This is a genomic window from Undibacterium sp. RuRC25W (assembly GCF_049339825.1).
Lineage (GTDB): Bacteria > Pseudomonadota > Gammaproteobacteria > Burkholderiales > Burkholderiaceae_D > Undibacterium.
Genome location: NZ_JBMPPD010000012.1, coordinates 75,126 through 97,864 on the forward strand (window position 1 = coordinate 75,126; position 22,739 = coordinate 97,864).

A 22,739-nucleotide genomic window follows, 5' to 3' on the forward strand; every position below is an offset into this window, starting at 1 on the left:
GATGCAAAAAGTATTTAATCGCGTCGCTATTTTTGGTGTTGGTTTAATTGGTGGATCGTTTGCATTAGCATTGAAAAAATCCGTTGCGGTCAAGCAAGTCGTGGGTGTTGGCCGTAGCCAAGCATCGTTGGAAGTAGCGAAGCAGCTAGGTATTATTGATCATATTGCGACCTCCATTGAAGAAGCAGTGACTGGTGCTGATCTGATTCTGATTGCTGCTCCTGTTGCGCAGACAGAATCTATCCTGCGGTCAATTCAACCGTTTCTGCAAGCACAGACCATTGTGACTGACGCTGGTAGTACAAAGGCGGATGTCGTTGCTGCCGCACGTCGCGCCTTGGGTGACAGGATCGCCCAGTTTGTACCAGCACACCCTATTGCGGGGCGCGAACTGAATGGTCCGCAAGCTGCGCTGGTTGATTTGTATGTGGGTAAAAAAGCAGTCATTACCCGTTTGCCTGAGAACGCCGAGGATGATGTCGCCAGCGTTGCATGGGCGTGGCAACAATGTGGCGCAATCATTCATTATTTACAACCCGAACAGCATGATGCTGTGTTTGCGGCGGTCAGCCATTTGCCGCATCTGTTAGCGTACGCCTTGGTGGACGATATTGCGCGTAAACCCCATGCCGATACCTTGTTCCAATACGCTGCCAGCGGCTTCAGAGACTTTACGCGTATTGCTGGCTCCTCTCCGGAAATGTGGCGCGATATCACGCTGGCCAATCGCGTTGCAATGCTCGAAGAGCTCGATTCTTATATGGCGCGCCTTGCTGAGCTGCGTGCGTATTTGGTGCAGGCAGACAGTGCTGGAATTGAAAGCGTCTACAGTCGCGCTCAACAAGCGCGCCATAATTGGATTAGCGCGATTGAAGCAGCAGAAAAGCAGCATCGCGAAGGTGGTGATTGATTTCTGTGCTTCTCAGCGTGCCGCACATGTCATTTGGTTGCAATGTGGAGATAGAATCGCAAAAATGACCATTTTATGGCTCACATCAGATAAAAGTTAGAACGAGAATGACACAACACAATAAACACTACCCGCATTACGTTGATCTACAACCTGTCATGCAGGTGCAGGGAACAGTGCGTCTGCCTGGCTCGAAAAGTATCTCTAACCGTACGTTGTTGCTTGCTGCATTATCAGAGGGGGTGACCGAGATCAAAGACCTGTTGTCTTCCGATGACACCATGGTGATGTTGAATGCACTGCAAAAGCTCGGTGTGCGCTGGGAGCGCGAAGATGAAACGCAGAATTACATCGTACACGGCGTGAATGGAAATTTTCCACATCATCAGGCCGATTTGTTTATGGGTAATGCAGGGACAGCAATTCGTCCATTAGTCGCGGCCCTTGCTGTTATCGGCGGTGATTACGCCGTGCACGGCGTGGCTCGTATGCATGAACGTCCGATCGGCGATCTGGTCGATGCGTTAAATCATGCCGGAGCGCAGATTGACTACACGGGCAATCCTGGATATCCGCCGTTGCATATCCAACGCGGCCACATTCATGGGCAACGTTTGCAGGTCAAGGGCAATGTGTCGAGTCAGTTTCTGACGGCATTGCTGATGGCCGCGCCATTGATGGCGAAGATGCATGATGTGGAGATTGAAGTCGTGGGTGAGCTGATTTCTAAGCCTTACATCGAAATCACGCTGAACCTGATGCAACGCTTTGGTGTTGATGTGGCGCGTGATGGTTGGCAGGCGTTCACGATCAGACGTGGGCAACACTATAAGGCACCTGGCGTGGTGCATGTTGAGGGTGACGCCTCTTCTGCGTCTTATTTCCTTGCCGCCGGTGCCATCACAGGTGGTCCGGTCCGTGTTGAGGGTGTTGGCCTTGATAGTATTCAGGGCGATGTCCGTTTTGCTGAGGCCCTTGAGCAAATGGGCGCCTCTGTTACCCGCGGTGATAACTGGATAGAGGTGAAATCCAATGGCATATTGCGCGCAATTGATATGGATTTCAATCATATCCCTGATGCTGCAATGACGATCGCTATTGCTGCTCTCTACGCAGAAGGCACAACCACACTACGTAATATCGCTAGCTGGCGGGTCAAAGAAACAGATCGCTTATCGGCAATGGCAACCGAGTTACGCAAACTGGGCGCGGTCGTCGAGGAGGGCGCGGATTATATGACCGTTACGCCGCCTGCGCAGATCTTGCCTGCGACGATTGATACCTATGATGATCATCGAATGGCAATGTGCTTCTCATTGGCAAGCCTTGACGGTAAAGCAAGGCGTGGTGCTGTTGTCCGCATCAATGATCCGCAGTGCGTTGCTAAAACTTTCCCAGATTATTTTGAGGTATTTGCTAAAATTAATCACCGCGAGCTTTTTTAATTCAACGATCATTTTGCGTTGAATTAGCTGCAACTTATACAATGTCTTCGCAGTCGCCATGAACAAGAAATGATTTTTACGGAAATACACCAACATGTCACAACCTAGCCCAGTTATTACGATCGATGGACCAACCGCCTCCGGTAAGGGGACAGTCGCGCACCGTGTCGCCAAACATCTGGGTTATCACTACCTCGATTCTGGCGCGTTGTACCGATTAACTGCGTTGATGGCGCAGCAAACATCGGTTGCCCTCGACGATGAACCGGCGATTGCTGCATTAGCGCGTACGCTGCCTTGTCGTTTTAATCATGGTCACGTTTTACTCGATGACGTTGATGTTACCGAAGAGGTGCGGGCTGAAGCGATTGGTGTTGCGGCATCTAAAATTGCTGTGTTACCCGACGTCCGTAAGGCACTGGTCGATTTACAGATGTCATTTCGCAATACGCCTGGTCTAGTGGCCGATGGAAGGGACATGGGTACCGTGATTTTTCCGGATGCGCAACTAAAAGTTTTCTTAACAGCAAGTGCTGAGGCGCGCGCAGGTCGTCGATATAAGCAATTGATTGAAAAGGGAATTTCTGCTAATATGGAAAACTTGGTAAAAGATTTGATAGAACGTGACGCAAGGGATAGTGCCCGAACAGCAGCGCCTCTCAAGCCTTCACCAGATGCAATTATTCTCGATACGTCAGAAATTACCGCTGAACAAGCGGTGCAAAACGTGTTGGAATGGTTTGCAAAAACACAAAAATCTGCGTAATTTTTTAAAGATACGTGTGTTGTACGTCCCCTTTAATGAGGCAAGCTTGTTAAAGGGTTGTTTAACCTAACCCGGTAAATAGTGCCGTTGTGCTATTCCGGCTAACTCGTAAATATTATGTCTACTGTATTCATGTCCCAAGATTTCGCAACCGGTGCAGACAGCTTCGCAGCTTTGTTCGAAGAGTCCCTGTCACGTCAGGATATGCGTTCCGGTGAAGTGATTTCTGCTGAAGTCGTTCGTATCGACCACAACTTCGTGATCGTGAACGCAGGCTTGAAGTCTGAAGCCTTCATCCCTGTTGAAGAATTTAAAAACGACCAGGGTGACCTGGAAGTTAATATCGGCGATTTCGTTTCCGTAGCGATTGACTCGCTGGAAAACGGTTTCGGCGACACTATTTTGTCCCGTGACAAAGCTAAACGTCTCGCTTCCTGGCTCGCGCTGGAAAAAGCGCTGGAGTCTGGCGAGATCGTTACTGGTACAGTTAATGGTAAAGTTAAGGGTGGTTTGACTGTTCTGACGAACGGCATCCGCGCTTTCTTGCCAGGTTCTTTGGTTGATACACGCCCAGTTAAGGATACAACTCCTTACGAAGGCAAAACCATGGAATTCAAAGTTATCAAGCTTGACCGCAAACGTAACAACGTTGTTCTGTCCCGCCGTGCTGTTGTTGAAGCATCCATGGGCGAAGAGCGTCAAAAATTGATGGAAACTCTGAAAGAAGGCACAGTGGTTACTGGTGTTGTTAAAAACATCACTGACTACGGCGCGTTCGTTGATCTGGGTGGCATCGATGGCTTGTTGCACATCACCGACTTGGCATGGCGTCGTGTACGTCACCCTTCCGAGGTGTTGACAGTTGGTCAAGAAATCACTGCAAAAGTATTGAAATTCGACCAAGAGAAAAACCGTGTTTCTCTGGGCGTAAAACAATTGGGCGATGATCCATGGACAGGCTTGTCCCGTCGTTACCCAGCGAACACACGTCTGTTCGGTAAAGTAACTAACCTGACCGACTACGGCGCGTTCGTTGAAGTAGAACAAGGTATCGAAGGTCTGGTACACGTTTCCGAAATGGACTGGACAAACAAAAACGTTGCACCAAACAAAGTAGTTCAATTGGGCGACGAAGTTGAAGTCATGGTTCTGGAAATCGACGAAGAACGTCGTCGTATCAGCCTCGGCATGAAACAATGTAAAGCTAATCCTTGGGATGATTTCGCGATCAATCACAAGAAAGGCGACAAAGTTCGTGGCGCAATCAAATCTATCACTGACTTCGGCGTGTTCATTGGCTTGTCCGGCAACATCGACGGTTTGGTACATTTGTCTGACTTGTCCTGGAACGAAGCTGGCGAAGAAGCAGTTCGCAAGTTCAAGAAAGGTGACGAGCTGGAAGCCATCGTTCTGGCAATCGACGTTGAACGTGAGCGCGTTTCCCTGGGCGTTAAGCAATTGGAAGGTGACCCATTCAACAACTACTGCGCAATGAACGACAAAGGTGCGATCGTTGTTGGTACAGTGAAATCTGTTGAAGCTAAAGGCGCAGTCATCCAATTGGCAGACGACGTTGAAGGCTACCTGCGTGCATCCGAAATCTCCCGCGATCGCGTGGAAGATGCTGGTACACACCTGAAAGTTGGCGATAGCGTTGAAGCGTTGGTTCTGAACATCGACCGTAAAGCTCGTGGTATCCAGTTGTCTATCAAAGCTAAAGATAGCGCTGAAACACAAGAAGCAATGCAAAAAATGTCAACAGCCGTTGACGCTAACGCAGCTTCCGGTACTACAAGCCTGGGCGCGTTGTTGAAAGCTAAGCTCGACAACAAAAACTAAGCTCAATCTAGTCATTAGGTCTCATACATATGACGAAGTCGGAGCTGATTGCTCGTCTGGCAGAGCGGTATCCACAACTGGTAGCTAAAGATGTGGATGTCGCTGTCAAAACCATACTTGATGCGATGTCCGATGCCTTGGCAACAGGGCAACGCATCGAAATCCGCGGTTTTGGTAGTTTCGCTCTGAACAGTCGTCCACCAAGGATAGGTCGTAATCCTAAGTCTGGCGATAAAGTGATGGTTCCTGAAAAACGGGTGCCGCATTTCAAACCAGGTAAGGAATTGCGCGAACGTGTCGATGCCATGGTAGGGCAGCTGATTCGAGATGATTAGACGGGTCGTCGGACTTTGCGATTGACGCAAAATAAAGAACGGTATATCGGTTTTTCCGGTATGCCGTTTTTTTTCAGTACAATGTCTACTTTTTTAGTAATTTAGTTCACAATAAAGATATTCGCCATAGGCGATAGTGACCTTCATGTTATGTTGAAATGACGAAACGTTTTGTGGTGTTTGTGCATGATGTTCTGTCGTTTTGTTCTGAGTCGTTCAAGCTTGAAAGATGCTTAGCATCTCACAAACGTGACAGCTGCTGATTGCTTCTCAATGCGTGTTGAAGTGGCTGTAACTTGCTGTTTGAATACCCTCAAGCAGGATTATATTCTGTCTAAGTTGTCTATTCTTTTAGGATGCGTCCATGAAATATGTTTCCCGGCTACTTACCTTTATCATTTTTGTGATGTTCTTCGGATTTGCATTAAAAAATGATAGTGAAGTCACGCTCCATTATTTTTTTGGATATGAACAAAAAGCACCGTTAGTGATCATGCTGTTGGTATTTTTTGTTTGTGGTGCGGTTCTTGGGATTTTAGCCATGGTGCCGATGATTTACCGCCATCGTCGTGACCTGCATCGCCACAAAAAGACACTGGCTGAAATTGAAAAAGAGCGTGAAGAGGCGGAGCGTGCTAGCACACAGGCACCACAACCTGATAGCATTCGTAACACTTGAAATTAGACTTGGCAGCGTGTTGCTAGCCCAGTATTAGAACGCGTGCGCGGTCTGAAATCGTCGGTCTCATCTTCGATCTCATTGTTGGCTATTTGAAAGAAAATAATAAAAAATGGAATTTGAAATTTGGTGGTTGATCGGTATCCCTTTGTTTTTTACGTTAGGGTGGATGGCTGCCCGCGTCGATATCCGTCAGTTGTTATCGGAGTCACGTAGTTTGCCAAATGGGTATTTTAAGGGACTTAATTTCTTGCTCAACGAGCAACCTGATAAAGCAATTGATGCGTTTATTGAAATTGTTCGTCTTGATCCCGAGTCTGTTGAGCTGCATTTTGCACTGGGTAATTTGTTTCGTCGTCGCGGTGAAACTGAACGTGCTATCCGCGTGCATCAAAACTTGCTGGCTCGTCCCGACTTGCCCATTGAACAGAAGACCAAAGCGCGATTCGAACTTGGTCAAGATTATTTAAAAGCAGGGTTGCTTGACCGCGCTGAAGAAACTTTTACGGTATTGCTGTCCGGCCAATATGAGGCACAGGCACGACGCGCTTTGCTAGAAATTTACCAGCGTGAAAAAGAGTGGGCGAGAGCAATTGATGCTGCACACGCCCTGCAAGAAGCAGGTGCTGGCGGTAGGCAAAAAGAAATAGCGCAGTTTTACTGCGAAATCGCCGAAGATGAATTGGTTCATACCAATGCTGAGGCAGCGCTGGCCATGCTTGATAAAGCATTAGCAACGGATCGCAACAATGTAAGAGCGACGATCTTGTATGGTGATGTTTATCAGGCGCATGGCGATACCGAGAAAGCTGTGTTAGCTTGGCGTCGCGTCGAACAACAAAGTGTTCCGCATGTCGCGTTGGTTGCGCAGCGTTTGATGGATGGCTATCGTAAGTTAGAGCGTCCACAAGAAGGCCTGAATTTATTAAAGAATTATCTCGCCGAAGCGCCTTCGATCGATTTGTTGGAGGTCGTGTTTAAAGCGACGCTGGAATTAGACTCAGTTGCTGCTGCCAACCAATTGGTCCGTGATGAGTTGCGTCGTACCCCAACTTTACTTGGGTTAGATAAGTTGCTTGACGCACGCATGCTCGATGCGCCGCCAGAGGTTCGGCCTGAGTTAGCTATTGTGAAAAATTTGGTCCATGGCTATGCCCAGAAGTTGGCTCGTTATCAGTGTTCACATTGCGGTTTTAAAGCCCGTCAGTTTTATTGGCATTGCCCAGGCTGTAGTCGTTGGGAGACATATCCGCCACGCCGTACAGAAGAATTAAACGTCATGAACTAAGTCATGAATTACGTGGTGTGACGTCATTGTTGTTGCGTTGTTTAAAGAGGTTTATTGCTTTCAAGCTGTCGCTTTATGTAGTCGTTTGATATGGGCTCTTTTGAAAATCGGTACAGAGTGACTTCTTGAACACCTAAAATAACATCTGCATTTTTTAGATTGTGATCACAAAATGAAAATTACTATTATTGGTACTGGCTACGTTGGTTTAGTGACAGGTGCTTGCCTCGCTGAATTAGGAAACGATGTTTTTTGCCTTGATGTTGATGCCAGAAAAATCGAGATTTTGAACAACGGCGGTATTCCGATTCATGAGCCAGGCTTAGAAGAAGTCGTTGCTCGTAATCGTGCCGCAGGCCGGATCCGTTTTTCGACAGAGGTTGAAGCGAGTGTCGCGCATGGCGATGTTCAGTTTATTGCCGTCGGTACACCACCCGATGAAGATGGCTCTGCTGACTTGCAGTATGTGCTCGCCGCTGCACGCAACATCGGCAAATACATGACTGGTTTCAAGGTTATCGTTGATAAGTCAACGGTACCAGTGGGAACCGCTGACCGCGTCGGTGCGGCATTGCAGGGTGAATTAACGACACGCAATTCTGAAGCAAGTTTTTCGGTTGTGTCTAATCCCGAGTTCTTGAAAGAAGGTGCCGCGGTAGAGGATTTCATGCGACCTGATCGCATCGTAATTGGCTGCGATAGCACCCCTCAAGGAGACAAAGCGCGTAGCATGATGAAGAAATTGTACGCCCCTTTCAATCGCAATCATGAGCGTACTTACTGGATGGACGTGCGCTCCGCTGAGTTCACTAAATATGCTGCCAATGCGATGCTGGCGACCCGTATTTCGTTTATGAATGAACTAGCGAACTTGGCAGATCATGTTGGTGCGGACATTGAAGCGGTACGTCATGGCATTGGCTCTGATCCTCGCATCGGACATAGCTTCTTATATGCAGGCTGTGGTTATGGTGGTTCTTGCTTCCCGAAAGACGTTCAGGCACTCGAACGTACCGCCCAGGATTACGGCTTAAATTTGTTGATCTTGCAGGCGGTTGAAGCGGTCAATGCGCGTCAGAAACAAGTGCTGGGCAAAAAAATCTTACAACGGTTTGAGCAAAATCTGCAAGGCCGTCATTTTGCAATTTGGGGACTGGCATTTAAACCCAATACTGATGATATGCGCGCGGCATCCTCCCGTGTTTTATTGGAAGAGTTATTACGCAGCGGCGCCACAGTCGCGGTGTATGATCCGGTCTCGATGGAAGAGGCAAAACGGGTGTTTGCGTTGGATTTTGCTGATAGTCCTGAATTACTTTCCTCCATTCGGTTTGCAGAAAATCCGATGGATGCCTTAGATGGCGCTGATGCATTAGCGATTGTGACTGAATGGAAGGCTTTCCGTAGTCCTGATTTTGATCAGGTAAAAGCCCGCCTTAAGCAGCCAGTGATTTTCGATGGACGTAATTTGTTTGAGCCTGGAATCATGACCGAAATTGGTATTGAATACCATGGTATTGGCCGTTCTGTTCTCACCCGTAAATGAGATCAATAGTTATTGGAACAGCGGAACAAATGAAACACGTCGAACAGTCAGAACAAATCATGTCTTCAGATCAAAAGAAAAAGCGCATTTTAATCGCCGGCGATGTCATGTTAGATCGTTATTGGTTTGGTGAAGTTAATCGTATTTCACCGGAAGCGCCAGTACCTATTGTCCGGGTAGAGCGGCGTGAAGAACGTCTTGGCGGTGCCGCTAACGTTGCTCTCAACGCCGTTGCTCTCGGGGTTGGCGCTGGGTTAATGGGGGTTATTGGTGACGATGAGGCGGGTAATACGATCAATGGCTTATTAGATAAATTTGGTATTACGAGCTATCTGAGCCGTGATACGCAGATTTCTACCATTATTAAGTTGCGTGTGATTGGGCGCCAGCAACAGTTGATTCGTATTGATTTTGAAGAACGTCCGACCGAGCAAATTCTCAAGGATAAGTTAAATCGTTTCAATGCGTTGTTGAGTGCGTCTGATGTCGTTATTTTTTCTGATTACGCCAAAGGCAGTCTGGTTAATGTAACGACCATGATCGAAGCGGCGAGAAACGCTGGCAAGTTGGTGCTAGTTGATCCTAAAGGTAGCGACTTTGCGCGTTATGCAGGCGCTACCTTACTGACGCCAAACAAATCCGAACTCAAACAAGTTATCGGGGAATGGTATAGCGAAGAAGAGTTGACTGTCAAAGCGCAGAAGTTGCGTCAGGATTTACGTTTGGAGGCATTGCTGTTGACACGATCTGAGGAGGGAATGACGCTTTATACTGAAAATGATATTGTCAATGTTCCTGCGATGGCACGTGAGGTGTTTGATGTATCTGGTGCTGGTGATACAGTCATTGCCACCATGGCTGTGATGATGGCGAATGGCATGCGTATGCAAGATGCTGTCGTCATTGCTAATCGTGCTGGAGGCATCGTTGTTGGAAAGCTCGGTACAGCCACTGTTTCTCACGAGGAATTGTTTCCGGTCGAAGCAGCATTAACATAAATAACAAAAAAATCGTCAACCTAATTCTTGCAGAACCGTTAATTCACGCAGGAGGAAAGTTGATTTTTTAGTCGATTTTCTGGGGTTTTGATTTGATAACCACATGTAGGGAGTCGTTTGTATGTTTAAAAAAATATTGCTGACTATCGCAGGCATGATTGTGACGATGGGTTTTGCCTTTGCTGATGTTGATGTCAATAAGGCTGATCAGGCAGCGCTCGATGGTATTAAAGGAATCGGTCCTGCAAAATCTAAATTAATTCTTGCAGAGCGAACGAAAAACGGTAATTTTAAAGACTGGTCTGATTTTCAAACCCGAGTCAAAGGCATTGGTGATAAGAACTCTGTAGCACTTTCTGCCGCTGGTCTGACAGTTAATGGGCAGGCTAAACCTGGTGTCGCAACAAAGTCAGCTACTGCCGATAAAGTAGTGACAAAAGCAGTGAAGGTTGATGCAAGCGCAGCTGTTGCGAGTGCTAGTGCCAAAGCATTACCTAAAGATGTAAAAACGAAATAAGTACTCCATGCTTGTAATGAAAACCTCTGATTGATTATCAGAGGTTTTTTTTATTTACTTATTTGAAGAATGTATAAAGTAGATCGAGAGTGCCGGTTAAGTAGTAAGTAGTTAATTAAAATACTTTTTACTGAAAATGAGCGATGATGGATGCAGATCTTCAAAAGTAGCGGGTGGTAAAAAAATGACGAATAGTGCGCGCATTCGCTGCTGCGTTTAGAATGCATGTTTGACCATTGAGAGACAATGAAATGGCTTATCTGACGATAGAAGACACAATTGGAAATACCCCGCTGGTGCAATTAAAAAGAATCCCCGGCGCGGAGAATGTACTTCGTAATAATATTATCCTTGGAAAACTGGAAGGAAATAATCCTGCGGGCTCGGTGAAGGATCGCCCAGCGCTGTCGATGATCAAGCGGGCTGAAGAGCGCGGTCAGATTAAGCCTGGTGATACGTTAATCGAAGCAACGAGTGGCAATACGGGTATTGCACTGGCGATGGCTGCTGCCATGCGTGGTTATAAGATGATTTTATTGATGCCTGAAAATCTCAGCATCGAGCGCCGTCAAAGTATGGCGGCGTATGGCGCTCAGATATTATTGACACCCAAAACAGGTGGGATGGAATATGCTCGTGATCTGGCTGAACAGATGCAGTCAGAAGGTAAGGGGGTGATCCTTGATCAGTTTGCTAATGCCGATAATCCTCTGGCTCATTTTGAAACAACCGGCCCTGAGATTTGGCGAGATACCGAAGGACGTGTTACGCATTTCGTTAGCGCGATGGGGACGACTGGGACCATTATGGGCGTCTCTGCTTATCTTAAACAACAGAATCCTGACGTCCGCATTATTGGCGCACAGCCTGAAGATGGCTCGCAGATTCCTGGTATTCGGAAGTGGCCTGAAGCCTATTTGCCAAAAATTTACGACAAAGCGCGTGTTGATCAAGTGGAGTCAGTAACGCAATCTGATGCTGAACATATGGCGCGCCGAATGGCGGTTGAGGAAGGTATTTTTTGTGGTATTTCTGCTGCAGGGGCTTGCCAGATTGCACTGAGAATCGCTCAAACCGTAGAAAATGCGACGATTGTGTTTATTGTCTGTGATCGCGGCGATCGTTATTTATCGACGGGCGTCTTTCCTGCATGATAAAAAGGCGTGCAGTTTGAATTGACTAAACATTGCGTGAAGAATTGAATGTGTTTGATCGGGGCGACCTCAGCGGTGCAAGGCGTTCCGGGTCAGGCGCTTATGTATGTCTTCATTCATCAAAGACACCTCTTTGTTGCATGTTTCTTATAGGTAAAAAAATACCGAAATTACTAATCAGTAACTTCGGTATTTTGCCTTTGAAATACGGGTAGTATTAAAGGTAATATTGTCAGTTGCGCTTAAATTAAGCTGCATCTTTCGGTTTGAATTGCTTATCGCTGATACGGAACTTAGCACGACGATCACCCATCAGTTCACGCAGTTCTTTGATGCTAACATCGCTGATTTCATGCATACGAATCAACAAGGATGCGCCAACCGGCAAGCGACGATGTCTGATTTTACTAATTACTGGTGGTGCAACTTCCAGTGCTCGTGAGAGCGCTGCGTCATTCTTTAAATGCAATTGCTTAATCAGAGTATCCAAAAGATTATTTGGATCGTAGTCTATTTCATCCGATTCAAGCTGGGTCAGATTTGCCATAATTACCTCGCTGTCTAGTCTATTGATGCTGGATTTAGTTGCTTCAATGAGAATTAATCATACGGTAATATTGTATCTTTAAAATAGAAAAACCTTATCATAAAAATAGCAAAAAATTGTTAAATCTATTGACACATTGTATCAGTTGCATGCCATTGTATTAACGAGATTTAATCACTGTAGTTTAATTCATAATAAAAAAAAGCATTTTTTTTAAAAATGATGGATGAGATCAACATCTTCTTGTCGCAAGGATATTAATACCATGCAAATCAAGTATTGGGCAAAATGTTCTTTAGATCAATTGGTATAACTGAAATATATTGTTAAAAATTGTTTGTAAGTCGATAAGTGTGCTTAATTTTCTCTTGCTGCACGAATCACTCGTCCCAGATCTATCACTGACATCGCATAGAAGTAGCTGCGGTTATACTGGGTAATGGCGTAAAAATTGTCAGTTCCTAGCCAATATTCAGTCTTATCTTCACCGTTTTGTAAATTAATCACACCATAATGTATGCCATCGGGGGCATCGCTGCTGGCCGTTGTTACCAATTGTTTTAAATCTGCCAAAGAGTAAGTCGCACGCAAGCCTTGTGCAAGTGCGGTATTCAATTGTTCTTGCTCCTCAGTCGCGACGATCAGTGTTGCTGGAAACACTGTCGGTAAATTGCGTTTCCAGCCATGCTGCATAAGATAATTGGCAACACTGCCGATGGCATCTACCGCAGAGTCGTTTAATTTGATCTGGCCATCACCATCAAAGTCAACGGCATATTGCCTGATACTACTCGGCATAAACTGGGGGAGACCAATCGCGCCAGCATATGACCCTTTAAATGCTAAAGGATCGGCACCGGATTCTTTAGCGATAAGCAGAAAGTTTTCCAGTTCGGCCCTGAAAAATTGCATGCGAGCGTTACGTGTTGGCGTATCTGGGTAGTCGAAGGCGAGGGTCGTTAAGGTATCTATCAACCGGAAACTCCCGGTATTTTTTCCAAAAATAGTCTCAACGCCAATCAGGCCAACAATAATTTCTGCAGGTACACCATATTGTTGTTCTGCTCGTGCGAGGACATCCGCATACTTATTCCAAAAAGCGACGCCAGCATCAATCCTATGAGGCTCCACAAAACGGGCGCGGTAAGCTTTCCAGTTTTTGGGCTTGCCGGGTGGCGCTGGACGCATGAGTTGTCTTGCTGTCTCTACATAACGCGCCTGGTCAAACAGCGGTACAAGCTCAGCTTCCTGGAAGCCATGTTTGCTAACTATTTCGTTAATAAAAACGGCAACTTCTTTCCATTGTGAAAAATGGACGTATTCAGCTTGATCTTCTGTTTTTGATGTCGCCGTTTTGGGCGCTTTTTTAACATTGCCAGCGATCGCATCAACAGGGAGTGCCGACGTGCTGACGATCGCGAGGCTGAGACCGGAGAGGAGGAGTAATTGAGGAAATTTCAAAATACGTATTTGCAAGTTAATGGCAGGCAGCCAGCAAGGCTTTCAACCCTTGAACAACACGACGTTCCGATAAGTCATGCTTACCGTACTTCGCAGCGATATAAAAATTCAAAAAACGTTCGACCGGTGGCAACCGATCAGCTGGCAACACGATTTTCAGACGCTGCAAATAAGCCGCTGGTCCTTCCTCGATGCTGCGCGAAGCCGTCTGTTTTGCCATCTTAGTACAGAACGAAAAGTATACTCTATCCAATGCAGTGAGAGTGGCTTTGTTGCGCGTAAGTGGGAAGGCAATCATCGCAATGAATAAGCTGCCTGTAATAAAAAAGAGCAAACTGAGTTGTGCCCAATCGATATTCTTGAAGCCTAACGAATCAAGTAAGCTACGCTGCGTATTGTGATTGTAATTCAACACCCATTGGTTCCATGAGTTATTGAGCGCATTCCAGCGCATATGCAGTGCATTTACCCAAGATATACCCGAAAAAGCGTTGCCCACTAAGCCTGCAAATCCGCGTTGAGGAATTGCTCTTGCAAGATTTTGCATCACCCTTTCTGGTGCTACCGCAGCCGTGGGATCAACTCGGATCCAGCCCCTGTTCTTAAGCCAGACCTCAGCCCATGCATGGGCATCAGATTGACGAATTTCAAAATAGCCGTCCACGTCGTTGAGATATCCACCTTGATAGCCTGTAACGATACGTGCTGGTATTTTTGCTGCTCGCATGAGATTGACGAAGGCACTCGCATAATGTTCACAAAACCCAGCACGGCTTTTAAACAGAAAATCATCCACACTATTTATGCCAAGAAGCGGAGGCTCTAACGTATAAGTGAAGGCTTCTTTTCGGAAAAAATTCAATACAGCATTGATCAGGTCATTGTCGTTGCTATAGCGCTGACGTAATTCAGTGGCGAATTGATGCATTTGTGGATTGTAGCCATTGGGCAGTTGCAATGACTTGTCCATATCGCTAGGAGAGACGTTTGGTTGCAAACGATATTGTGGTGCAGAGCTTATCTCATAGCGTCGTCGTTGTACGATGGGCTCGAGGCTGCGTAGTTCCATCGATTGGCTCAGCTCACCAACACGGCCTTCGCTCACTATGGGGAGTCCGGTCGGCAAATCGAGAGCAAACATCCAGCGCTGACCTTGTGGTTCAAGAATGATTTCTTGCTTGATTGTTTTGCCGGAAAAATCAAGTTCTGCTGACGGTTTACTTGAGTCTGTAGGGACTGGGCGCCAGGTTTTACCGTCAAAATCGGTCATCACTACGCCACGCCAGTAGAGTAGAGACTTATTTGCAATGGGTTGGTCGAATTTGGCACGAAAAGCAATCTCTTCAGATAACACCAAATTGCTAATGCCGCCAGGTGCCATCGTATCGGATAACCCAGAACGACCATTGTGTGCGTCATTTGGTAAACCCCAGAGCGGACCTTGAATTCGTGGGAACAGCAGAAACGCACATAGCGTCAAGGGAATCGCAAAGGCGATGAGGGTGCCGATCAGTTTGAATTTTTGCTTCAGTGATGGTACGAGTCCGGTATATTGAAACGCTACCTGTGCTGTTAATAATAATGTGGTTGCAAACAAGGCAAAAAGGGCGGAGGCGATCGTTTGCTGATAAAAGAAACTACTGAGCAACAAAAAAAAGCTTAGAAACAGGACCACAAACAAATCGCGCTTGGCGTGCATTTCAAGTAGTTTGCAGGTCAGCAGCAACACTAGCATCGTTACGCCTGCTTCTCTGCCTAAAAAGGTATGAAACGTTTGATAAACGCCAAGCATTAATACAGCCGCAATTGGCAATAAAAACCAGGATGTTGGCAAGCGACGTCCTGTGAGTGTCAGCCATGCGCGCCAAGCGAGCATCGCACCACATGCGGGCGTCACCCACCAACTGACATGACCTGTATGTGGAAGCAATACGAACAGGCATGCACTCAGGAGCAACAACGTATCAGCTTTGTCACGGCTTAAAATGGTAGAAGAGAATCCTAATTGCATCGATTTACAGTTCAAAGAGTGCTAAGGCCCGAAGGCAGGCATCGCGATGGGCGGGGCCTTGTGTTGGTGCAAAATCGTTGTTGCCAAGCCGAAATCCGTAGGAAAGACCATTGCGATCGGCTTCGAGTACCCAACTGGTCATGCGAGCAATTTTCAGTTCGGTATCCATGATGCGCGGCAGACCGGCATAGTCGATGATTACATCACTTCCTGAACCACCAGCAAACTGCTTCGTGACCAGTTGACCACCCAGTGCCGTATCAATGCGAGCAATCTGCTTCCAGGCTAAGTGCTTCATTGGGTCTCCTGGCTGATAGACGCGCACGCCAGCAAAATCCTCTTGGCCAGACTGCCCTTGGTCCGCTTGCTGGTTGTTACCGGAGAGAGGTAAGGGCGGCGCGTTTTGTTCTGGTCTTGGATATACCAAGGCCTGTGCGTCTGGCAGCCAAGTGCTCCAGACCCGCAATAAGCCAAGTGGAAACCAAGTCTGCAAGCGTATGCGCGGAATTGGCTGCCATCCACGCTGCTGGGTCGGATAGCTCAGTTGCAGTGTCATTTGACTTTGTGGTGCGATGTCCACCGCCTTTTCAGGATGCCCTTTTTCTGCAACGCCTACCCAGATTGCATACCGTTGGTGGTTGCGACGATTGATCAGAAAAATCGTATATTGCGTCTCCTCACCAGCAAAGACTGCTTGCGCAGGCCCCGCAAGTAAATGCAGATACGCCATATTCCGGAAGCCAAAAAAAGCATTCACCATGGCAATGCTGCCCAGCACAAAAGTGAGCGCAAATCCTAAGCTCAGGTTGTAATTGGTGGCGGTGATGAACATCAACAAAAGCACTAGTACGAAAGTCCAGCCGGGTTTGCTGGGAAGCGTGAAGACGCGTCTTTGTCCCAGTAACACTTCACCGCTTTCAGGCTTGTGCTCGAGAAACAGAGTTTTCCGTAGACGCTGCTGCAAGGATTTAAACATTGTCCGGCTCAGTGTAAGTGAGAGTTAAACTGGGACACGTTTCATTAACTCCGCCAGCAATTCACTGCTGACATTGATTTTCCCGCTGACAGATCGGATGGGCCTGAGTCGGTGCGCAATGACCGGGATAATCACTGCCTGCACATCTTCAGGCAATACATGATCACGGCCCTCGAGTGCCGCCCATGCCCTTGCTGCTTGCAATAAGGCGATAGATGCACGGGGACTCATTCCTTCGGCAAACAAGTCACCTTGACGGGTGGCATTCGCCAGTGATTGGACGTAGTCGATTAACGGTCCGGAAGTATGAATTTTTTTGAGTTCGCGTTGTGCTTGAATCAGTTCTTCCGCTTGCATCACGGCAGGTAAGTTTGCCAGCAAACTACGGCGATCTTCACCCATCAACAAAGCGCGCTCTGCCGCTGCATCAGGGTAACCCAGTGACAGGCACATCAGGAAACGATCCAGCTGCGATTCTGGTAGTGCAAAGGTGCCGACCTGATGGGCGGGGTTTTGCGTCGCAATGACAAAAAAAGGCGATGGTAGAGGACGTGTTTGTCCTTCGACAGAGACTTGACGTTCTTCCATTGCTTCAAGTAAGGATGACTGGGTTTTTGGCGTAGCACGATTAATTTCATCTGCCAGTAACACTTGTGTAAAAACTGGGCCTGGATGAAACAGAAACTGACCTTTTTCGCGATCAAAAATAGAGACGCCGATGACGTCAGCAGGGAGTAAATCGCTGGTGAATTGCAGACGATTAAATCGTAGTCCGAGAGAAATCGCCAAGGCATGCGCCAGTGTCGTTTTACCAACCCCAGGTAAATCCTCGATTAATAAATGACCACCAGCAAGCAAACACACCAGCGCCTGTCGGATCTGCAGTTCTTTGCCGATGATGACATGATTAACCTGTTTGGCAACTTGATGCATTTTAGAAAACATGCTGTTCCTTGAAATAAAATCCAGAATGCAGTGTAAACCGATTCTGCTTGTTCTGTTGTAATCAGACGTGATCTCTCAGTGACATTTGCAAAAGTGACCAAATAGGCGGAAACTTAGCAATGTCGATACTCAAGTAGTAAAGACGAGAGGTAGAGAGGCTAGTAAGCATGCGCAGCAGAGCTAATGAGCAAAAAAATAGTAAATAAAAAGACACAACAGAGGATGGCCATTAATTCCTATGGCTGGCGGTCGTGCAATAACTTTTATTGTTATTGTGTAATGATTTTTCGAGTTTCATCATGTCATTAGATGATACTTGCGCACCTCTTAAAACAGATAGATAGACGAGACATGACTACCGCGTATTACACCCATGCCGATTGTAAAAGGCATGAAATGGGCTCTTGGCATCCCGAATCTCCAGAGCGTTTACAGGCCATTGAGGATCAATTGATCGCCAGTCGGATCAATACCTTATTAGATTATCGTGACGCACCACTCGCGCTGGAATCTGACCTGGCCCGCGTGCATACGCCTGACGCAATCTACCGGATTCGCGAAAATTGCCCGACCGAGCGCTCAGACTATGCGCATTTTCCACTCGATGCCGATACCTCGTTAAATGCCTACACTTGGCGAGCATCATTACGTGCCGCTGGCGCAGCCATTGCGGCGACAGATGCGGTGATTGATGCTGAGATTGATAACGCATTTTGCGCAATACGACCGCCAGGTCATCATGCGACCAGCAAAGAGGCAATGGGTTTTTGCATGTTCAATAACGTCGCCGTTGCAGCCAAGCATGCACTGGATGTACGTGGTCTTAAGCGTGTCGCGATCGTTGATTTTGACGTTCATCACGGTAACGGCACCGAAGAGATTTTTAATCATGACCAACGCGTGCTGATGGTGAGTTTTTTTCAGCATCCGTTCTATCCTTATAGCGGCGCAGAGCAGCCCTCTGCCAATATGGTTAATGTTCCTGTTCCTGCGCACAGTTACGGTAACGCCATTCGTGAACTTGTGACCGAAAAATGGCTGCCTGCATTGAGAGAATTTAAGCCCGAAATGATTTTCATATCTGCCGGCTTTGATGCTCACAGAGAAGACGATATGGGACAACTGGGCTTGGTTGAAGCGGACTATGCATGGATGACCCGCCAAATCATGGAGATTGCTAATGAGTTTGCGCTAGGGCGCATTGTGAGCTGTCTGGAGGGAGGTTATAACCTCTCGGCGTTAGGTCGTAGCGTGATTGCGCATGTCAAAACGCTTGCTGATCTTGAATAAAGTACCGGTCGCTTTGATGTCCCCGATTGATGCCACCGATGCCACCGATGGCACTATTTTTTGAACGCTCATTTTTATCGCAGGATATCATCTCATGCAGGATTACGATTCTTGTTCATTATTGAAAACTTCCCGGTTACTTTTACGCCGATTATCGTTGTCTGATCTTGATATCGCGGCTGAAATTCATGGCGATCCCGCGACGAATCTACATAATCCTACCGGTCCCCGTACGCGAGAGCAGACCGAGCACTTGCTGCAGATATGGAGTGCGGCATGGGATGACAAGGGAATTGGTTATTGGACAGTCTGTGATCAGTTCGCGCCCGCTGTCGTGCTTGGTTTTGGTGGCATCATGCATAAGCAAATTGGAGATGTCACTGGGTTAAATTTGTATTTCCGATTGGCTCGCTGTGCGTGGGGCAAGGGTTTCGCACAGGAAATGGCGTGCGCGGCGCTGGATGTCGCCTTCAGAACGAGAGTAGAACCCGCGGTGTATGCGCTAGTAAGGCCAGCGAATACCGAATCCCGGCGCACCATTGAAAAGATAGGTATGCGCTTGCACAGCGATACGCAAGATGTGGCAGGGCAGTTACCGAGTCTGATTTATCGGGTGACGCTCGAAGAGTATCACTCACGCCATGTCAAAGAAAATCCGTTGATGGCAGGATCCTGACGTCATCGCTTAATGCCGATGGTGATAATTTTTTGGCTTCTATTTGTTGCAAGGAATCATTAATGAAAAAATCTGATGCATCTTCGTACTCGTGTGTTCTGCGTATCGAGAAGTCATTGAACGCTAGTACAATAGATGCTGAAATTACTAAATAAACGCTACATAGCTGATTTTTAACGATAAAAATGTGTTGAAATGCTATTTTTATAGGCAATGGCAACTGATTTTTCGCTTTCGTTTGTGGATTTTTATTTGTATAATCTGTCGTATTACTTTAATTGATTTATTTAGGCAAACCCGTCGAAAGCCGGGGACGCAAAGCTTCCGACCTACGGTGCTCACTTATTAGTGTACTAAGGTAGCGGGGTTGCCAGTGTTGGCGTGCTTTACTGACACTGTGCGTGCGCAGCCTTTTTCCATTTTGGAGAGCTGACACCATGAGTTTCAATCAAAAACGCTTGTTAACATCCGTTTTTTCCACTATTTCTTCCCCCTTAGTGTGTGTGCTGGCGTCTGCTGGTATGCTCAGTGTGCTCAGTGTGCTTAGTGCTTGTGGCAGCGGTACCGGTACTACATCGACGGCAGCAAGCACAGACGTAACTGCGCAGGTTTCAAGTGCAACCATGACTTTTGGCGTCAGCGCACCAACGACAGAGATACCACTTGTCACCGTATCGCCGACGTTTCACGTTGCACCTGTTATTCTTGTCGCTCCTTCTGATGTTGACGTCGTTAATCCTGTTGCTTCAGCCAGATTGGTGCCAAGTCAGCAAGCCATCCCTAGTGAGTTCCAAGGACTCTCAACACGTGGTCTGACGTTGTCAACTTTACAGTCAGTCCACTCGGCGCGTCTTCTGAGTGCACAAAGCGTCAACACAGGTGCGGTAACCCCTAAGGTGAGCTCGTCTTTCGCTACAACCTATACACCAGCACAAATTCGCGCAGCGTATGGTTTGCCAAGCTTACCAGCCAGCTTTACTGGCTTGAGCGCAGCACAGGCAGCGCAGTTGGGTGCTGGACAGACGATTTATATTGTCGATGCACAAAGCGATCCGAACGTCGTTGCGGAGTTGACTGCGTTTAATCAAAAGTTCGGTTTGCCTGCGTGTACGGTGAAAACCATTGCTACAAACGCGTCGTTGCCTTTATCGGCGCCATCCGTTTCCTCGTGTGATTTTTCTATTGTTTATAGTACGCCTGCTGCAGGCATGACATCGACAGCGCCAGCCTATAACTCTGGCTGGGCGACCGAGATCACGCTTGATGTTCAATGGGCACACGCGACGGCACCTTTGGCACGTATTGTGTTGATTGAGTCTGCGGATGCATCCAATACTGGCCTTATCGGTGCGATCAATCTTGCCAATAAAATGGGCCCGGGTGTGGTGTCAATGAGTTTTGGCGGTGTAGAAGGGAGTTGGACTGCGTCTGTTGATTCTGCTTTTTCAAATGCGCAAATGACCTACTTGGCGGCAACCGGTGATAATGGCGCTGGCGTGAGCTGGCCATCCGTATCTTCTCGTGTGCTCGCTATTGGCGGTACATCGCTTACTTACAACGGTGGAACACGTTCTGAAGCAATCTGGTCCGGTACCGGTGGCGGCGTCAGTGCTTATACCCCTACGCCAGCCTATCAAAATAATGCTGTGCCAGGTATGGGAACGCCGACCAATCGCACGGTTGCTGATGTGTCTTTTAATGCAGATCCTTCAACTGGCCAATATGTTGCCGTCATCAATCAGGGTAGTAGCTCCGTTGGCTGGTTAAGTGCGGGTGGAACTAGTCTCGCGACACCGCAATGGGCAGGTATTATCGCAGTGGCGAATGCACTACGCGTGCAATCATCCAAAGCATTATTGGGTGCGCCACACACTGTTCTTTATCAACAGATTTCGACAGTACCAGGAGCTTACGCCAGCAGCTTTGCTGATATTAAGCAAGGTAACGATGGTAGCTGCGCTGCTTGTTCTGCAAAAACTGGATATGACTTCCCAGCCGGATTAGGTACGCCGAACGTGACTAATCTCTTGACTGCCTTAGCGGGCTCTGGCGCGGTCAGTGCGCCGGTTGTCAATGGCGCGAGTGTCAGCGGTCAAGTTGGAACTCCTTTGTCCTTCACGGTCTCGGCCTCATCTCCTAATCCTTTAAGCTTCAGTTTAAGCGGTGCACCGTCTGGCTTGTCCATTAATAGTACGGGTATTGTTACTTGGGCTATGCCTGTCGCTGGCACTTATACCGTAACCGTCACTGCGACAGATGCCAAGGCGAATTTGTCCGGTAAAGGTGTTTATGTTGTAACAATCGCAGCGCCAGTACCGCCGGTCGTCACTGGCGCTAACGTGAGTGGAAAAGTCGGTACTGCGTTGTCATTCACGGCGAGCATCAATGACAGCAACCCCTATACCGTCAGCTTAAGCGGTGCGCCATCGGGTATGACGATCAATAGCGCTGGTGTTGTAAGTTGGGCTACGCCGGTGTTAGGAACCTATTCCGTCACTGTTACTGCGACTGACAGTAAGACTGGTCTTAGCGGCAAAGGCGTGTACGTCGTAACTATTGCAATGCAGCCAGCACCTGTCGTCAGCGGTGGCAGTATCAGCGGCACTGTCGGCACGTCGCTGTCGTTTGCAGTCAGTGTGGCCAATAGCAATCCCCTGACCTATACCTTAAGCGGAGCACCATCCGGCTTGACTATCAGCACGGGTGGCATTGTGACCTGGGCAAAACCGGTTGTAGGAACCTATAACGTCACAGTGATTGTGAAAGATACAAAAACAGGCTTAAGTGGTCAGGGTATCTATACCATCGTCATTAGTGCAGTGGCGCCAGTGGGACCAGTGATTACAGCGCCTGCAATGACAGGTGTGGCAGGTAAGGCAATGTCGGGAACGATTAGTGTGACTGATACTGGCGCTACTGGGATCTCTATTTCCATCTCAGGTGTTCCTTTGGGCATGACTCTGATGCCAGGCAGCGCGACTGGTATATCGTTAGTAGCAAGTTGGTCTAACCCTGTTACAGGAACATATACCTTGAAAGTCACTGTGACCGATAATCTTGGCCGCACTGCAACGGTATCCGTTCCAGTGACGATTACCGCACATTGATTGTCGCTGACGCTCTGAGTTTGTGAAGAAAAAAACGGTACTGATCTGTTCAGTACCGTTTTTTGTATTGAATGTATGCATCAGAAGCGAACAGCATGTGGATGAACAAAAAGACCATATTGTGAACTGCACCCCAAAAGTTGGACACCCGTCCTAACTTTTGGGGTGTTTTCATGAGTAAATACACAAAGCAATTCAAACTGGCCGTTGTTAAACGGTATCAAGAAGGTTCAGCGGGTTATCAAGCCG

The 22,739-nt window shown here is 47.5% G+C and carries 19 protein-coding genes and 1 riboswitch; of the genes, 14 read left to right on the forward strand and 5 right to left on the reverse strand.

Going from position 1 to position 22,739, the window contains the following annotated elements:
* Nucleotide 1 precedes the first annotated feature (1 nt).
* The 11 genes from ACO0KV_RS07790 to cysM all read left to right on the forward strand — a co-directional run bounded on the left by ACO0KV_RS07790 (nucleotide 2) and on the right by cysM (nucleotide 11,477).
* Entirely contained in the window at nucleotides 2-910 is a 909-nt protein-coding gene (locus ACO0KV_RS07790; RefSeq protein ID WP_423041554.1) for a prephenate dehydrogenase, read from the forward strand.
* 107 nt (nucleotides 911-1,017) lie between these two features.
* Entirely contained in the window at nucleotides 1,018-2,355 is a 1,338-nt protein-coding gene (gene aroA / locus ACO0KV_RS07795; RefSeq protein ID WP_423041556.1) for a 3-phosphoshikimate 1-carboxyvinyltransferase, read from the forward strand.
* A gap of 94 nt (nucleotides 2,356-2,449) precedes the next feature.
* Nucleotides 2,450-3,121 (forward strand): (d)CMP kinase, encoded by a 672-nt coding sequence (gene cmk / locus ACO0KV_RS07800; protein WP_423041558.1) that lies wholly within the window; start codon nucleotides 2,450-2,452, stop codon nucleotides 3,119-3,121.
* A 132-nt stretch (nucleotides 3,122-3,253) separates the two neighbouring features.
* Nucleotides 3,254-4,960, forward strand: coding sequence for a 30S ribosomal protein S1 (gene rpsA, locus ACO0KV_RS07805; RefSeq protein WP_422999520.1), 1,707 nt, complete (start codon nucleotides 3,254-3,256; stop codon nucleotides 4,958-4,960).
* 29 nt (nucleotides 4,961-4,989) lie between these two features.
* On the forward strand, nucleotides 4,990-5,295 hold the full coding sequence (locus ACO0KV_RS07810) for an integration host factor subunit beta (RefSeq protein WP_423041560.1): 306 nt from the start codon (nucleotides 4,990-4,992) through the stop codon (nucleotides 5,293-5,295).
* A gap of 364 nt (nucleotides 5,296-5,659) precedes the next feature.
* Nucleotides 5,660-5,974, forward strand: a complete 315-nt coding sequence (locus ACO0KV_RS07815; protein ID WP_423041562.1) for a LapA family protein — start codon at nucleotides 5,660-5,662, stop codon at nucleotides 5,972-5,974.
* Between the two features lie 112 nt (nucleotides 5,975-6,086).
* A complete protein-coding gene (gene lapB, locus ACO0KV_RS07820; protein ID WP_423041564.1) occupies nucleotides 6,087-7,262 on the forward strand; it encodes a lipopolysaccharide assembly protein LapB in 1,176 nt (391 codons plus the stop codon).
* Nucleotides 7,263-7,434: 172 nt separating this feature from the next.
* Entirely contained in the window at nucleotides 7,435-8,808 is a 1,374-nt protein-coding gene (locus ACO0KV_RS07825) for a UDP-glucose dehydrogenase family protein (protein ID WP_423041566.1), read from the forward strand.
* Between the two features lie 29 nt (nucleotides 8,809-8,837).
* Nucleotides 8,838-9,806, forward strand: a complete 969-nt coding sequence (gene rfaE1 / locus ACO0KV_RS07830; RefSeq protein WP_423041568.1) for a D-glycero-beta-D-manno-heptose-7-phosphate kinase — start codon at nucleotides 8,838-8,840, stop codon at nucleotides 9,804-9,806.
* A gap of 121 nt (nucleotides 9,807-9,927) precedes the next feature.
* Entirely contained in the window at nucleotides 9,928-10,323 is a 396-nt protein-coding gene (locus ACO0KV_RS07835; RefSeq protein ID WP_423041570.1) for a ComEA family DNA-binding protein, read from the forward strand.
* A 251-nt stretch (nucleotides 10,324-10,574) separates the two neighbouring features.
* The gene (gene cysM, locus ACO0KV_RS07840) at nucleotides 10,575-11,477 is read left to right on the forward strand and encodes a cysteine synthase CysM (protein WP_423041572.1); all 903 of its coding nucleotides are present in this window, start codon (nucleotides 10,575-10,577) and stop codon (nucleotides 11,475-11,477) included.
* A 247-nt stretch (nucleotides 11,478-11,724) separates the two neighbouring features.
* Here the strand turns inward: cysM and ACO0KV_RS07845 are convergent, their stop codons facing one another.
* From ACO0KV_RS07845 to ACO0KV_RS07865, 5 genes are all read right to left on the reverse strand, one after another.
* Nucleotides 11,725-12,024, reverse strand: coding sequence for a hypothetical protein (locus ACO0KV_RS07845; protein WP_110257001.1), 300 nt, complete (start codon nucleotides 12,022-12,024; stop codon nucleotides 11,725-11,727).
* 357 nt (nucleotides 12,025-12,381) lie between these two features.
* Entirely contained in the window at nucleotides 12,382-13,485 is a 1,104-nt protein-coding gene (gene mltB / locus ACO0KV_RS07850) for a lytic murein transglycosylase B (RefSeq protein WP_423041574.1), read from the reverse strand.
* Nucleotides 13,486-13,501: 16 nt separating this feature from the next.
* Entirely contained in the window at nucleotides 13,502-15,496 is a 1,995-nt protein-coding gene (locus ACO0KV_RS07855) for a transglutaminaseTgpA domain-containing protein (RefSeq protein WP_423041576.1), read from the reverse strand.
* A gap of 4 nt (nucleotides 15,497-15,500) precedes the next feature.
* Nucleotides 15,501-16,472, reverse strand: coding sequence for a DUF58 domain-containing protein (locus tag ACO0KV_RS07860; RefSeq protein WP_423041578.1), 972 nt, complete (start codon nucleotides 16,470-16,472; stop codon nucleotides 15,501-15,503).
* Nucleotides 16,473-16,496: 24 nt separating this feature from the next.
* Complete coding sequence (locus ACO0KV_RS07865; RefSeq protein WP_423041580.1) at nucleotides 16,497-17,417, reverse strand: AAA family ATPase; 921 nt, start codon at nucleotides 17,415-17,417, stop codon at nucleotides 16,497-16,499.
* A gap of 351 nt (nucleotides 17,418-17,768) precedes the next feature.
* Here ACO0KV_RS07865 and ACO0KV_RS07870 point away from each other — a divergent pair, with 351 nt between their 5' ends.
* The 3 genes from ACO0KV_RS07870 to ACO0KV_RS07880 all read left to right on the forward strand — a co-directional run bounded on the left by ACO0KV_RS07870 (nucleotide 17,769) and on the right by ACO0KV_RS07880 (nucleotide 22,490).
* Nucleotides 17,769-18,707 carry a histone deacetylase family protein gene (locus ACO0KV_RS07870; protein ID WP_423041582.1) on the forward strand — a complete coding sequence of 313 codons (939 nt, stop codon included), beginning with the start codon at nucleotides 17,769-17,771 and terminating at the stop codon, nucleotides 18,705-18,707.
* 94 nt (nucleotides 18,708-18,801) lie between these two features.
* Nucleotides 18,802-19,383, forward strand: coding sequence for a GNAT family N-acetyltransferase (locus tag ACO0KV_RS07875; RefSeq protein WP_423041584.1), 582 nt, complete (start codon nucleotides 18,802-18,804; stop codon nucleotides 19,381-19,383).
* A 280-nt stretch (nucleotides 19,384-19,663) separates the two neighbouring features.
* Nucleotides 19,664-19,758, forward strand: a riboswitch (cyclic di-GMP riboswitch).
* Nucleotides 19,759-19,820: 62 nt separating this feature from the next.
* The gene (locus ACO0KV_RS07880; RefSeq protein ID WP_423041586.1) at nucleotides 19,821-22,490 is read left to right on the forward strand and encodes a putative Ig domain-containing protein; all 2,670 of its coding nucleotides are present in this window, start codon (nucleotides 19,821-19,823) and stop codon (nucleotides 22,488-22,490) included.
* Nucleotides 22,491-22,739 lie beyond the last annotated feature (249 nt).